Source organism: Pantoea sp. (genome assembly GCF_032114055.1).
Classification (GTDB): domain Bacteria; phylum Pseudomonadota; class Gammaproteobacteria; order Enterobacterales; family Enterobacteriaceae; genus Pantoea.
In genome coordinates, this window is sequence record NZ_DAMCTB010000001.1 from 469437 (window position 1) to 483592 (window position 14156).

The window sequence follows — 14156 nt, forward strand, 5'->3', positions numbered from 1 at the left end:
ATAATATGTTTATCTTCTATTCTCAACATGTTCTATAACATCAGAAAGTACTTCTCGCTCAAATTTCATGTTAACTCTATTTTGATTCGTTTTATTTGTGTAAAAATAAGTATCCATTAAATCCTTATCATTAAAAATATTTTCACCTGGCTTTGCATCCTTTAAGATTTTATATTGCTTACGTGTTGAAAGATAAATTTCCTCATAGGATGGGTCTTGATAAACAGCGTCAATTTCAAATAATCTTCTATTATTATCGAAACAATCAATATCATTGATGTTAATTTGCACACATGAATTAATCATGTCATAATTGAAATCAAATAACTTTACATCGTCAATTCCAGTAATCAGAGGATGAATATAACCAGTTAAAACATCTACACTTCCTTTAAATGAACGATTACAAGCACTTCCTGCTGGTATGAAATTAAAAATAGATGCCGCAAAAAATGGATATTTTGATTTTGGTAAAAAATGGTCTATATCTGGCCTATGCTTTTTAATACCATCAATCGTTCTAATTGTTTCTGCATTACAATATGGACAAACCCTCAAGCCACTGGCTTTGACCAGTTCATAGCCAAATTTTGTACTTAGCTTTTTATAATCAAAAATGTTTTGAAAAGAATTTACCCACAGCGGGTAAACTATATGCGGGGCTGACTTTTTATTTGATAAAATTTTGCTATTCCCCTCGCTCAGAAGCTTCATTTGGCGCAAGGTTTTTTTTACATTTGCCACTGTCATCTCTTTGCATAATTCATTATATAAATAATGACTTATCTTTGAATCGTATATGAAATATAATCGACTTAATTCCACAAGCAAATATGAGCCGTACTCAATTATTCTCGCTTTAACTTGAGCACTATTTGCATTTAAATTAATTAAATCATAATCAACACTGGCATTTTTAAAAATTAATTCCTGATTATATCTATCTGCAAGTATAGGTAAATTATTATATATTAGACCAACCCAATGAGAAAAAAACTCTGGTTTACAGAAAACTAACTTCCTTAAGTTTGCTAGTGTTAAAAGTTTTATCAGAAAATTAGCGTTTTTATAATCTTGTTGACAACATTCGTTCTTTACTTTCTCAGCAGAAATCAACATAGAACTCAAAATAAAATCGTGATCAATTTTCTTAGTAAAACTTTTATTCAATTTGTAATTGAATTTAATCATCAAGCAATCTCTTTTTTAATTCTTTATTTGATATTTTTGCAGCAAGCAATTTATCGTTCGCATCTAAATCATTGGTGACTTTCTTATCAATCAATTCAACTAATTTCTTCCTTGAATGCTCACCAAAGGTTGATTTTATATGCATCCCAGAAACATAGGCATCGGTAATTTCAGTACCGAACCCAAAAGATTCCGTTCTTTCTGGAATACCATCATCGTTAATATATAAAGAAATTATATCCTCTGGTAACAAATCACCGATGATAAGAGGTGAGTGTGTAGTTATTATAAACTGTAAGTCTGACACGTTTTTATAATCATTGTAAAACGATATCAACTCACTTATTAATGTTCTCTGCCATTCTGGATGCAGAAATAGGTCTATTTCATCAATTACTATTAAACCTTTTACCCCTCCCTCCTGTATTATATTGAAAAGCGAAGAAAATATATTAAGCTTTGCAAATTCGCCAGTACTGAACCCCTCCCACCCATATTTGAAATTGCTAGCTAAGCCAGGGTGGAGCGATGACAAACCGTCAAGCATGGAAATTATTGAATTATAATCATTAGTACTAAATGCATCTCCATTTTTTAAATACCTTCTATCAACTGATGCACAGGTTATTTCTGAAATGGTGCGCATGGAATCAAAAAATCGTTGGCATAAAAACCGAACATATTGAATATCAAAATTATAACTACGTGCATTTGATTGGCTTTCCCACATCTGATTGAACTCAATAAGACACTCGACAAATATATTGCTCGTCAATCTTTCTTGAAAGAATTTTTTTTCAATAAAATATAAACAAAATGCATTTGTATATTCAGAATTACCTATACGAAGAGATGGGAACATTTTAATAAAACTAAAAATATTCCTCATCACAAGATTTTGAAAAATAGATCTAAGGCTAACTTCAAAATCATCAAAGATATTTGGGAAAAAATTCAAATCAATACCATATTGACCATCATTAGACTTACTTCCATCTACATTAACGCTCTCTTTTGCACCATTGAGAATACGCTCAACCCATTTTCTTATTGACGTGCTTGGTGTTTTAAAATAGAATGTGTAAGTATAATTCGCTTGTTTATTAATAAGCCATTGACTATTGTTGAAAAAATTTAACAACCTCTGTAGATTTACTGTCCGTTTAACCCCTCTAAACTTATTTTGATTACCTATAGAATAGTCTATTACATTTCTTTTTCGGCTTTGAAAAGAAAATAATTCAGTGGAAGACAAACTATTGACTTTATATATCTTATAATTTCTTCTTTTCAGAAATCGACTATTATCATCTATTATTTTATAACCTAAACAAAAATCCAGAGAATATTCATTCAACACACGATTAACATCATGAACAATAAACTCATCACTTTGCGAATCATACCAGATGACAAACCCCCTTGATTCAGTATATGGGGAACATGATTCTTCAATAAAATCTAACAAAGAGGATTTGCCTGAGCCATTCTTTCCAACAATCGCTTTGATATTTAGGCCATTGTAATAATCAATTGTAGCAGTTTTTTTTAGTATTGTTATGTTCCAATTTGTTAATTTTACAATATAATTAGAACTAAATGATGCTCCAAATTCAGTAAGTATTTTATGTTCTGATACATACACATAAACTAGTTCCACTGATATCTCCACAAAAATCCATTTAAAGAAAACATACTATGAGTATGTTCCTTCAGCTATCTATATATTATTTTTCGATTATCAATATTACTTATCCATAACAATGAATTTCTATATTTTTCACGAAAAAATTAAAGAAACACTGTTTACACTAATTTTCCTAGCACTCGTGTTTCGTTAAGAACGATTTTATACCTGTTTTTTATCACGTGCGAGGATTTGTGTGAAAAATTTTGATCCAAGCGTGACAATATGATGATTCCGTGCGTTGCAGATTTATCACGTGAGCATTTCTTATCGCCTGTCAGGGGGCCTTGTTAGATTGCAATCAATTGATATCTAGAACTTATCAATTCTGGTCAAATTCAATGCCTGATTTATGTCCCCGGTGGTTCTTGCTGGATACACACTCCCCCTCTGCATCCATGCCACCTGCGGCTATGTTGCAGTTGTTTGTCCACGAGTTCTGGCACGCAGGATTTTGGATATAAGAGATGCCGTAAGAAAATGTCAACTATTTAGACCAATTCAGGGGAGGATTAAGAAAGTGGCGTTCAACTGGCTCTTATAGAGAGCCTCAATTTGTGACCGCCAATGTCAACGAGTTGCGTCTTATTACTGTGGATAGGTAAAACTAAAAGTCAATGGTGTCGTTTTCCATCATACGATTTATCTCTGCCGCTCTCCTGGCTCTTTCTAAATGAGTCGTGACGTAAATATCAGGCTGTAGAGGGGGTAGCGGAAGCGAACGCGTAAGGCTACAACTCACATACGCCTCTCTCATAGACTGTTCAACCTGCCATCCTTCAAGTTCCTGGTAATCAATCGACCAGTTGTCCTGCAGTGTTTTAGCTGTGTTGGCAATTGAAAACTTAAAGTATGGGTTCAACCCCATGAAGTTGCCGGCGAGCCAATCCTCTACGTGCCGAACCTTGGCAATGACCGAAAACTTCGCAATTGCCTCATCAATATCCCAGTTAGCAACGAACAACAGCAAGGCGGAAAATGCGAGTAACTTTTCCTCTCCATTTGCTCTGTCTTTAACTGACTCATTCTGAAATTCTATGTAGTTATTGATAATGAAAGAGTTTAATTGAAGGGTCTTTGCATACTCTTCTTTCAATAGCTCAGGGTCTAAAAGTGTAGCATGTTGGGTTTTTGAGATATAATTTTGCAGTTCCTCAATGTGCTTCCGGTGAAGGTTTAGTTCATCCAGACGCCTCAACGTCGGTTGATGCAACCTTACCGCTTCTCTCGAAATAGCCTTATCCCAATCGAAACCAGGCACGATAGCCTGCATTGGGTGGAAAGGTAAAAGGTCATCTCTATGCCACGCATACGGATAAACAGGCAGCGCAACAATATATGCTAACCAATCGATTTGCTCTTCGCTCAAGGCGATTTCGAATGTTGACTCGCACCGTTTAGCAAAAAACCATTGCCTCATATTGCGCATTGCTTCTTGCGTGAAGATTTTTTCCTGAATACCTGCTCAAACCATCTTTCTGATTACATGAGTGATTTTCGTGCGATCCGTAGTGAACTGCACAAGATGTTGTCTGACTTCATTAGAAAGCCGATCGCCATAAAAATCACAAGACGGGTGATGTGCGCTAATATCGTTATCTCCCACAAACCTGAAATGAGCTTTTTTGCGATAAGTATCGTTTACAGATGCTCTTACATAAGAACCACCATTAGCCTCGCATATTGGACAGACTGTATCTTCTCGAGCAAAGGCATGTACTGTGCTGTCATCTAAACCCAATAGTGCTACATATTGCTCAGGGTCTACCTCTTTTTGCAGAGCTTTTGAGTATGCTGTATCAGTCATTCGCGATTCCTTGTAAGCGATGCATCTGTTGGCTAACGGTTGATCATTTTCCAGGCCACAGCGTACACTTTTTCATGCACTTCTATATCACACCATCCCTGCTCTTTCGCCAACCCATTTATACTGTCTGGCAGGCTATCGAAAATCGTTGCTTTTAGCAGCTCTTCTGGCGTCTTGCCTACATCTACCAACACATCATTAATAATGTCTTCAGCCTTCATAGCTTTCTCATACTAGTACCAGGTTGGTAATCGGTCCACCAGCTCGGCGCCGCAATCAAATTGCACCGCGTTATAGCCAGAATCAACGACAGCCTGGATGTTTGAAATTATTTCTTCCGAGCTCCCAAAGAGGAGTCGAAACTACAGCCTTCGCATTACGAATTCGAGCCAACTCCAAAATGAGTACAATTATGAGTACAAATAAAAAAACAATTTAAAATAATCAATTTAATCAACATAATAAATTTAAAATCACGGTTCAACGTCTGATTGGCTGACTCATGAGATTCAAGTGAATCTCAGGGTGACCGGCTTGCCTGACATAATCCACGCCCCCGCGTGGATTTTTTTCGCCCCTCTCCAGCAACCCAGTGAAGATTAAACTTCGCTACTATTCCGTCCCCGGCATGGCGCCATGGGATGACAGGTTCGGGGGAAACAGCCTGAATCTCCGCCAGCCCGCAGAGGTTATAAAAACGCTCTGTCAGTGCTTTCAGAAATCATGACAACCAGACGGTTACGTTTTATCTTTCAGCGCACCTCGCCAGTTAATAAAAAAACGCCACGGTACGCGTGGCGTTTTTATTACCTTAATGCCTGCACCGGGGGTAATGCTCCACGATTCTGCGCGTCATGGCGCTCGCACAATCGTAAATATACGCTGGTTCGCACCCCACTCCTGAGGCTAAACCGGGCCGCTAATCACAGAGAAGCCTGTCACCCGACAGCCTTCTCTGAAACCCGGTTACCGCCCGTTGCTGCTGGCCTGAATCTGACAGACCCAGACAACCGCACAGTTTTCAGGCCGTGTCACCTCCCTGTAACGCCGTCACTTAAAGACTCCGGTTACAGGTAACAATATCTGTTACGCTTCCAACATCGTTGTGGATATAGCCTGCACCTAAATCGATATAGTAGTGGCCACCACTGCTATCCGGTTCTGATGACCAGTAGTTACTGCCGAAGAATCCTGCACCACTGTAATGCGTCACATTTCCCCATTCATTCCACAACGCGCCGATGCCCCGCGTCTGAGTTGCGACATAGCCTGAGTTCAGCGACATCTGCGCTACCGTTGGCAGGCTGTAACCACTCTGGCTCTGGCAGTAAGCATTCGCCTGGTCCCAGGTCATCTGTACTGACTGGTCATTGATGTACCAGCTTTTCAGCGTGAACGCATAACGAATGGTTTTATTTTGCGGGTTGGTGGGTGACCCGGTAATAACAACCTTGTCGCCATTCCCTGTCCCTGTGAAAGTCACAACGCCATTGGTGACGGAGACCCAGCTCACATTTGACGACCAGTTATATTCCGAAGCATCCACGCTGTTTTGAGGAACAATCGTAAAGGTGGCCCCCGCGAACCCGGTTGTAGGGAAAGTGCCTTCCTCACCACTAATGGTAAAGGTGTGCGAGTCAGCCTGGGTATTGATAGAGGCAGGCGCTTCTGTTTGCTGCACAATATCATAAGGTGCTGACTCCGCGCTTCCGCTCCAGCTGCTCAGCCTCAGTGACGCTCTCAGGCCGGTGCCCGCCGTAGTCGCTGTATAGGTCGCGGTATAGCTTCCGTCACCGTTATCCCGCCAGCTGCTGCCGGACTTCAGCACCGCATTCGCCACGCTGACCGTGCTGCCCGTCAACAGTGACGCTGCTCCCGTCACCGCGTTGTCCTGTGCATCTTTCAGCGTCACCGTCACCGTCATGTCCGCACCTGCGTTATAGCTCGTCGCATCCGTTCTGATGGCCGACTTCGCCTGATCCGGCGCAGCGGCCGTGATGCTGTAGACTGCTGACTCTGCGCCTGCGCTCCAGCTGCTCAGCCTCACTGTTGCCTTCAGCCCCGTGCCCGTCGTGGTGGCAATATAGGTCGCCGTGTAGGTCCCGTCACCGTTATCCCGCCAGCTGCTGCCGGACTTCAGCACCGCATTCGCCACGCTGACCGTGCTGCCCGTCAACAGTGACGCTGCTCCCGTCACCGCGTTGTCCTGTGCATCTTTCAGCGTCACCGTCACCGTCATGTCCGCACCTGCGTTATAGCTCGTCGCATCCGTTCTGATGGCCGACTTCGCCTGATCCGGCGCAGCGGCCGTGATGCTGTAGACTGCTGACTCTGCGCCTGCGCTCCAGCTGCTCAGCTTCACCGTCGCCTTCAGCCCCGTGCCCGCTGTGGTGGCAATATAGGTCGCCGTGTAGGTGCCGTCACCGTTATCCCGCCAGCTGCTGCCTGACTTCAGCACCGCATTCGCCACGCTGACCGCGCCGCCCGTCAGCAGTGACGCAGCCCCCGTCACCGCATTGTCCTGTGCATCTTTCAGCGTCACCGTCACCGTCATGTCTGCACCTGCGTTGTAGGTCGTCGCATCCGTTCTGATGGCCGACTTCGCCTGATCCGGGGCAGCGGCCGTGATGCTGTAGGCGGCTGACTCCGCGCCTGCGCTCCAGCTGCTCAGCTTCACCGTTGCCTTCAGTCCCGTGCCCGTCGTGGTGGCAATATAGGTCGCCGTATAGGTGCCATCACCATTGTCACGCCAGCTGCTGCCTGACTTCAGCACAGCGTTGGCAACTGTCACCGCCTCTGATGTCAGCAGCGAGGATGCGCCGGTCACAGCAACATTTTGCTCATCCCTGAGCGTCACGGTCACCGTCATGTCGGCGCCGGCAAGGTAGGTCGCGTTATTCACAGCTATCGAGGATTTCGTCTGTGCCGGCGTTGCTGGCGTGATCGTGTAAGCCGGTGACTCCGCGCTTCCGCTCCAGCCACTCAGCTTCAGCACCGCCTTCAGTCCTGACCCTGCTCTGCTGGCCCTGTAGATTGCCGTATAGGTGCCGTCACCGTTGTCCCGCCAGCTGCTGCCTGATTTCAGCGTGGCATCCGCCACTGTTACGGCCTCTGCCGTCAGCGAGGCGGCGGCACCGGTCACCGCATTTCCCTGTGCGTCTCTTAACGTGACGGTTACCGTCATCTCTGCGCCGTCAAGATAGGTGGTCGCGTCCGTTCTGATAGCTGACTTCGCCTGATCCGGCGTGGCCAGTGTGATGGCATAGGGTGCCGATTCCGCACTTCCGCTCCAGCCGTTCAGTTTCAGTGTCGCCCGAAGATTAACGCCCGCCGTGCTGGCCATATAGATCGCCGTATAGGTCCCGTTACCGTTATCCTTCCAGCCGCTGCCGGATTTGAGCACCGCATTCGCCACTACCACGGTGTCTGTTGTCAGAAGTGAAGAGGCACCCGTGACGGCAATATCCTGCGCATCTTTTAGCGTCACCGTCACCGCCATCTCTGCACCAGAAAGGTAGGAGGTCGCGTCAGTGGTTATGGCCGATTTCCCTTGATCTGGCGCAGCTGAGGTAAGCGTCACTATCGCGCTCAGATTGCCCAGGGCCGTACCCTTAAAGAGCGGGGTCACGCTGTATCTGCCCGGCACCGTGCCTTTCAGGGTTGCAGTGTAGGTTCCCCTGGTGCTGCTTTCCGTGATGGCGCTTTCTGTAATCACACCACTGGCAGGTGTTTTTCCATTACTGTCGGTGACCAGAAATGTCAGGTTATCCTTCAGGCCTGTCAGGGCGTTATCACTGGCATCCTTCGCGACCAGCGTCAGCGTTGAGGTAACCGTGTTATCGGCCGCAATACTTGCCGGATTTGCTGTAAATGTGGACCGCTCAGCATCAGGCAGAGCATCATTGATGGCCACCACGGCTGAAGAGAGCGTGATGCCGCTGACGATCGGCGTCAGAGTGACATTCTCGATATCATTACCCGCCGTGACTGTCACGGTATAAACGCCCGGCGATTTTTTAGTGATTGCGGATACCAGCGCGCTTTTTAAGCTGTTTTTAGTCAGGCTGATAGCCTGTACATCAACATCCACGACCTGATTGTTTTCATCTCTTAGCGTCAGAGTCAGCACCTGCGTACCCTTTCCGCCCGCCTGTAGCACGCTGCTCGCGGGTGTAAAAGTACTGTACTGTTTATTAACCTCCGGCGCCTGAACGGTTACCTGAGTTTCACTCCGGTCAGAGCGGTTTCCCTTAACGTCGACAGCGATACCGCTTATTGAATAGGTGTTCACCGCCTGCGATGCGAGCTGATAGGGCGGGAGCACCACAGCATAATCGGAGCCATTCTGCACAATCCTGCCGCCAGCAGCGATCAGCGCAGGGGCATCCCAGTCAATCCGGGCCAGCCCGTAGGTTGAGGTCACAGACACCCCTAATGATTTCTGTTCCCCCGCTTTACCGGTGATGAGATCCACGGTATGCAGCCTGATGACCTCTTTCTTGCGATATTCCAGCACAATATTGTTGTTGCGCTCAACCAGGTCATACCGGCTGCCCGCCAGACTGCGCATCGCGGCCACGGCCGCCGGATCCACCTGGCGACGCCACGGCACACCAAGCTGATAATTCATGTTCACAGTAAATCGCGTGTCGTTTTGACCCGACTGCCCCTGCCGCTGCTCTCCTCCGAGCGTAATCAGCGGAACCGGCGTATAGTTAATGCCTGCAGTAATGGCATGCGGATCCTTCTGGCGGTTGTCAATGCCAAACAAAGCGACCTCCCGCCCGTAATATTGCTCGTACGTCAGCTTGATACCCAGTTGCGGCAGTGCAGGCATCCAGGCTTGTGCCCGCACGTCCCAGCCGTTTGCCGGTCGCTCCTGATAGTCAGCCAGGTCAGGTGAGTCCTTCCAGTTGGTCAGGCGCTTGTAGCCATTGAAACCCAGCTTCAGAAAGTCACGCCAGTACTCAAGACCCGCGCCCGCGCGCGCATGATCCCGGGAAACGTCATAGTCACCAAACAGGTTTCCGCCCAGCATGTAGGTGGGGGTGAAATAACGCAGGCCAGTCCCGAGATTAGCCTGGGTCCGGCCATCTGTTCTGTGAAGGCTGCCCTGTGCGAAGACCAGGTCACTTCCCTGGTCATACAGCGGCATCAACAGATCAAACTGAGAGTTCTTCAGGGAGAGATTTTTGTCCGCATCCAGCTGAACGCGGGCGGTACCAAACTGACTGAGCCACGCCTGCAGTGCGCCACCTGCCTCATTCGTTGCCATGCCGCGCGCTCTGGAGGCGGCCGTATCACTTCTGGCACTGCCAGCCAGGAACCCCCCTGCCTGAGAAGCATAGCCTGCCACTCTGCGCGCCTGTTCATTGCTGCTGTCATGCTCTGCAGAAGCCCAGCCGTGAGGGTCAGGCGATCCGGATGTGTCACCCGCTGAACGCGCTGTAAATAAGGGTTTATCCGCTGGTGTGACTGCCGGCACATCCACATCATCGCCGGGCTTCAGGCCATTCAGACCGCGTGCAAAGGTGCGGAACTGATTAAGTGCACCAAGCTGTTGTAGCGTAAGGCCATACTTTGCGGCGACAGTGGCTGCCGTCTCGTTCTCTTTCAGCGTATAGACACGCGTGCGCTGGGTAAACAGAGAAGCAGGAGGCTGGAGAGCAGACTGTCCGGTGGTCGCGGCGATGGCAGGCGTGAATGCGAGCGCGAGAGGAAAACTGGCCTGGACAGCAATGTTGAGCCAGGCAAGCGGCCGAAAGCAGGTTGAAAAAAAAGTCTGACTGACCGGGTTTGACGCGTATGAATTTATTTTTTCATTTAAGTGATTACCGAAGACAGATGAGGATAAACCCGCAAAATCCGAGGCCCATAAGCGCAACGAAAAGCACTATGGGCTCCTGACAATCAAAAAAACTTCTTAATAACGGTGAGTAACAAAGCCATACTATATCAGATTAAAATTCGCCATTATGACTGTCCGCATAATTTTTATCTCAATTGAACACCGTAACGCCTGCCCCGCCGCCACCTGCTTTTAATTCACGAACTTTCCGGCAGCGGGCAAAGACCGATACCACTGATAATGAAGCTCATTGATGCGCCGTTATTCAGCCTGCGCTACTCTCGGGATGAGATTCGCCGCCATCTCTGCTTTATGTCACGCTGGCAGATCTGCGACAGTGCGTTCTGCCGGTAAGTTGATTAACCGGACGGAACAAAGCGCATAATTGAAACGCAATCTGCAGGAGAACCCGCTCAGTCTTTGATAACCTATAAAAGCTAGTGTTATTAACACGCGCCTGATGCTAAAACAGACGGGATACAGAAAGTTCATTTCCAGTGTGCCTCAGACCTGCCTGAAGAGGACTTTAATTTAACAGAGGCAGTTTAAGTGAGATAACACCAAAAATCACCAGGATATCTATTCTGTTTAACGACCAGATAGATTTTAAAACCTGAGAAGAGATAAATGCAGCCCTTCGGCGCAGATGCTCATTTAACGATCGGAGCGGAATAGGCATCAGCTACTGATTTAAAATCTGATGACAAAATTGCTTTAAATAATGCCAGACATCGCAATATTTTCATTGATATTCTCTGTATCATTTCTCAATGTAAAAGTCCCCCTCCTGAAGTCCCTGCATGACAGTAAGATATTCTGGCCTGAACTGATGACCTGCCTGAGCCCATGTCATTCTCAGCCTCTGCATTCAGTCGCCTGTCAACGCGCCATGCCGGCGGCCATGCCTGAAGCGCGTTACACCATCTTCCTGACAGGATAAACATTCCCTCCATGCACAGAGGCAACGCTGTCATTCAGGTAACAGACTACTCTCTGTAGCAGAGAGCGTAGTCGTGTCGGGATACGCGCTTTCCGGACAACAGCCTGATGAACCCGTATTACAAACATGTCCAGGAAAGGGTGTATATCATCTTCTCAGCCTGCAGTTATCTTCTGGCATGACAGACATAGCGCCTGCTGACATTAAAACATTTCCGTCCGAAAAAGGATTCAGTGTTAATCTTCTGTTTAAATCATGCCGCCAGCCGGAGGCGACTGCGTGTGTCATCCCGGCCTTGCAGAATCACAGCACCCCTTGCAGAGAGGGAAAAGCTCAGATGCCAATTTTTGTACACTTGTTTCCTGTTAACGCCACTGTAAGCATTAACATAAAAGCAATCAGCATTTCCTCTCAACGCGGCCGGGCTTCTGGTAAAATGCGTTTTGCTGACTGACTCGCGTTTTATTGTCAATAACCTCTGCGTCTCCGTTCTCATCAGCACAATGCTTTTATAAAAGCGTAGCAGATACAGATAGCGTTAACGACATCCTTTCCTTTCCTTAAAAATGACTTTCTGCCCGAAATTTATTCGTACATCTGAGCTGAAACTTTTCATAGTGAAATACACGACAGGACTAAAGGTTATTTTAATAAGAAAAATATCTACATTATGAAAACAATAAAACTCAGATAGTGCTCTTACAGTATGGCAAATCAGAAACCTCACGCTGTCGACTTATACTCCGGTGAGTCAGTGCCGGTGTAAACTTCATCAGTACGTTCAGCCACAATGCCAGAATCCGCTTGCAATTAAATAGCACAAAGCATCTGCTCACTCCTAAAGCAAGCGCAGAGATGGCCTTAAGATGCACAATTTTTAATTGATATTATTAATGTTTAACCCGGGTGTTTTATGCCAGCAGCCACGCTTTCAGCTAAAAAAACCACGCCGGAGCGTGGTTCAGTGTCGCATGTGGTGAGATAACGCCAGACAACGTTAGCCGGTCAGAAGAAACCCAGCGGTTCAATGCTATAGCTGATGAGCAGGTTTTTCGTCTGCTGATAGTGGTCCAGCATCATTTTATGGGTTTCACGGCCAATGCCCGATTTCTTATAACCCCCGAAGGCGGCATGCGCCGGATAAAGGTGATAGCAGTTAGTCCAGACGCGCCCCGCTTTAATCGCCCTGCCGACCCGGTAGGCGCGGTTGATATCGCGGGTCCAGACACCCGCACCCAGACCATAAATGGAGTCGTTGGCGATACTGATCGCTTCCGCTTCATCTTTGAAGGTAGTAATGCCGATGACCGGCCCGAAGATCTCTTCCTGGAAAACCCGCATGCTGTTGTTGCCTTTCAGCAGCGTCGGCTGAATGTAGTAGCCGCTGTTGAGCGTATCATCCAGCTTCTCGACGCCCCCGCCGGTCAGCACTTCCGCCCCTTCCTGACGCGCAACCTCAAGATAAGAGAGTATTTTGTCAAACTGCTGTTGCGAGGCCTGCGCACCGACCATGGTGTCGGTATCCAGCGGGTCGCCGCGTTTGATGGTTTTAATCCGTTTCATCACGGCCGCCATAAAGGGTTCGTAAATCGACTCCTGAACCAGCGCACGGGATGGACAGGTACAGACTTCGCCCTGATTCAGGAAGCCCAGCACCACCCCCTCAGCGGCCTTCTCGATAAAACTCTCTTCCGCCTGCATTATGTCTTCAAAGAAAATGTTAGGCGATTTTCCGCCCAGTTCGACTGTCGACGGGATCAGGTTTTTAGCAGCCAACTCCAGAATATGGCCGCCGGTGGCGGTAGAGCCGGTAAAGGCAACCTTGGCGATGCCGGAATGTGAAGCCAGCGCTTCACCCGCCTCTTTACCAAACCCATGCACGACATTCAGCACCCCAGGCGGCAGCAGATCTTTAATCAAATCCACAAAGACAGTAATCGACAGGGGCGTCTGTTCAGCAGGTTTCAGCACCACGCAATTACCCGCACCCAGCGCCGGTGCCAGCTTCCAGGCAGCCATTAGTAGTGGGAAGTTCCATGGAATAATCTGCGCCACCACACCCAGGGGTTCATGGAAATGGTAGGCCGCCGTAAACTCATCGATCTCTGCCGCACTCCCCTCCTGTGCCCGCAGACAGCCAGCAAAGTAGCGGAAATGATCGACCGCCAGCGGCATATCTGCCGCCAGCGTTTCGCGTACCGGTTTGCCGTTGTCCCAGGTTTCATACACCGCCATCGTTTCCAGATGCTGCTCCAGCCGATCGGCAATTTTCAACAGCAGCAATGAGCGCTGCTGCGGCGAGGTTTTTCCCCAGGCGTCAGCGGCAGCGGCGGCGGCGGCGACGGCGTTATCCACATCGGCAGCGTCCGAACGCGGGAACTCACCGGCTACTGATCCATTCACTGGCGAAGTATTGGTAAAGTAGTTTCCCCCTACCGGCGCGACGAATTCACCATTAATGAAGTTGCCATAATTCTTTTGTAGCGTAATCAGAGAACCCTGTTCTCCGGGGGCGGCGTAACGCATGGTCATTCTCCTGAAAGATGATTGATGCAACAAGAATGAAACTTGCTATTAACATGATGCAACATCAAGAGCGTGTCAGGTCTTTTGCACTGAAACTGTGACCGTCCCGAAGGAATAGGCGTTTCCATAATATGCCAGGAATGCTCTGACTTTTCTT

At 47.3% G+C, this 14156-nt stretch carries 7 protein-coding genes; all 7 read right to left on the reverse strand.

Annotated elements, in window-relative coordinates:
* Nucleotides 1-9 precede the first annotated feature (9 nt).
* Nucleotides 10-1191, reverse strand: a complete 1182-nt coding sequence (locus RT657_RS02190) for a hypothetical protein (RefSeq protein ID WP_313652134.1) — start codon at nucleotides 1189-1191, stop codon at nucleotides 10-12.
* Nucleotides 1184-2851 (reverse strand): AAA family ATPase, encoded by a 1668-nt coding sequence (locus RT657_RS02195; protein WP_313652136.1) that lies wholly within the window; start codon nucleotides 2849-2851, stop codon nucleotides 1184-1186. Before RT657_RS02195 ends, RT657_RS02190 begins: the two co-directional genes overlap by 8 nt.
* Before the next feature lie 634 nt (nucleotides 2852-3485).
* Nucleotides 3486-4298 carry a hypothetical protein gene (locus RT657_RS02200; RefSeq protein ID WP_313652138.1) on the reverse strand — a complete coding sequence of 271 codons (813 nt, stop codon included), beginning with the start codon at nucleotides 4296-4298 and terminating at the stop codon, nucleotides 3486-3488.
* Nucleotides 4299-4343: 45 nt separating this feature from the next.
* Nucleotides 4344-4685: a hypothetical protein gene (locus RT657_RS02205; protein ID WP_313652140.1), complete on the reverse strand. Its 342-nt coding sequence runs from the start codon at nucleotides 4683-4685 to the stop codon at nucleotides 4344-4346.
* Between the two features lie 32 nt (nucleotides 4686-4717).
* Entirely contained in the window at nucleotides 4718-4906 is a 189-nt protein-coding gene (locus RT657_RS02210) for a hypothetical protein (RefSeq protein ID WP_047416694.1), read from the reverse strand.
* A gap of 833 nt (nucleotides 4907-5739) precedes the next feature.
* Nucleotides 5740-10500, reverse strand: coding sequence for an inverse autotransporter beta domain-containing protein (locus RT657_RS02215; RefSeq protein ID WP_313652694.1), 4761 nt, complete (start codon nucleotides 10498-10500; stop codon nucleotides 5740-5742).
* 1978 nt (nucleotides 10501-12478) lie between these two features.
* Entirely contained in the window at nucleotides 12479-13999 is a 1521-nt protein-coding gene (locus RT657_RS02220) for an aldehyde dehydrogenase family protein (protein ID WP_313652144.1), read from the reverse strand.
* Nucleotides 14000-14156: the final 157 nt, after the last annotated feature.

What these genes read in the sequence shown, in the direction of transcription:
- RT657_RS02190 (WP_313652134.1), bottom strand. Translation starts at nt 1,191, where the DNA reads ATGATTAAATTCAATTACAAATTGAATAAAAGTTTTACTAAGAAAATT.
- RT657_RS02200 (WP_313652138.1), bottom strand. Translation starts at nt 4,298, where the DNA reads ATGAGGCAATGGTTTTTTGCTAAACGGTGCGAGTCAACATTCGAAATC.
- RT657_RS02205 (WP_313652140.1), bottom strand. Translation starts at nt 4,685, where the DNA reads ATGACTGATACAGCATACTCAAAAGCTCTGCAAAAAGAGGTAGACCCT.
- RT657_RS02210 (WP_047416694.1), bottom strand. Translation starts at nt 4,906, where the DNA reads ATGAAGGCTGAAGACATTATTAATGATGTGTTGGTAGATGTAGGCAAG.
- RT657_RS02220 (WP_313652144.1), bottom strand. Translation starts at nt 13,999, where the DNA reads ATGCGTTACGCCGCCCCCGGAGAACAGGGTTCTCTGATTACGCTACAA.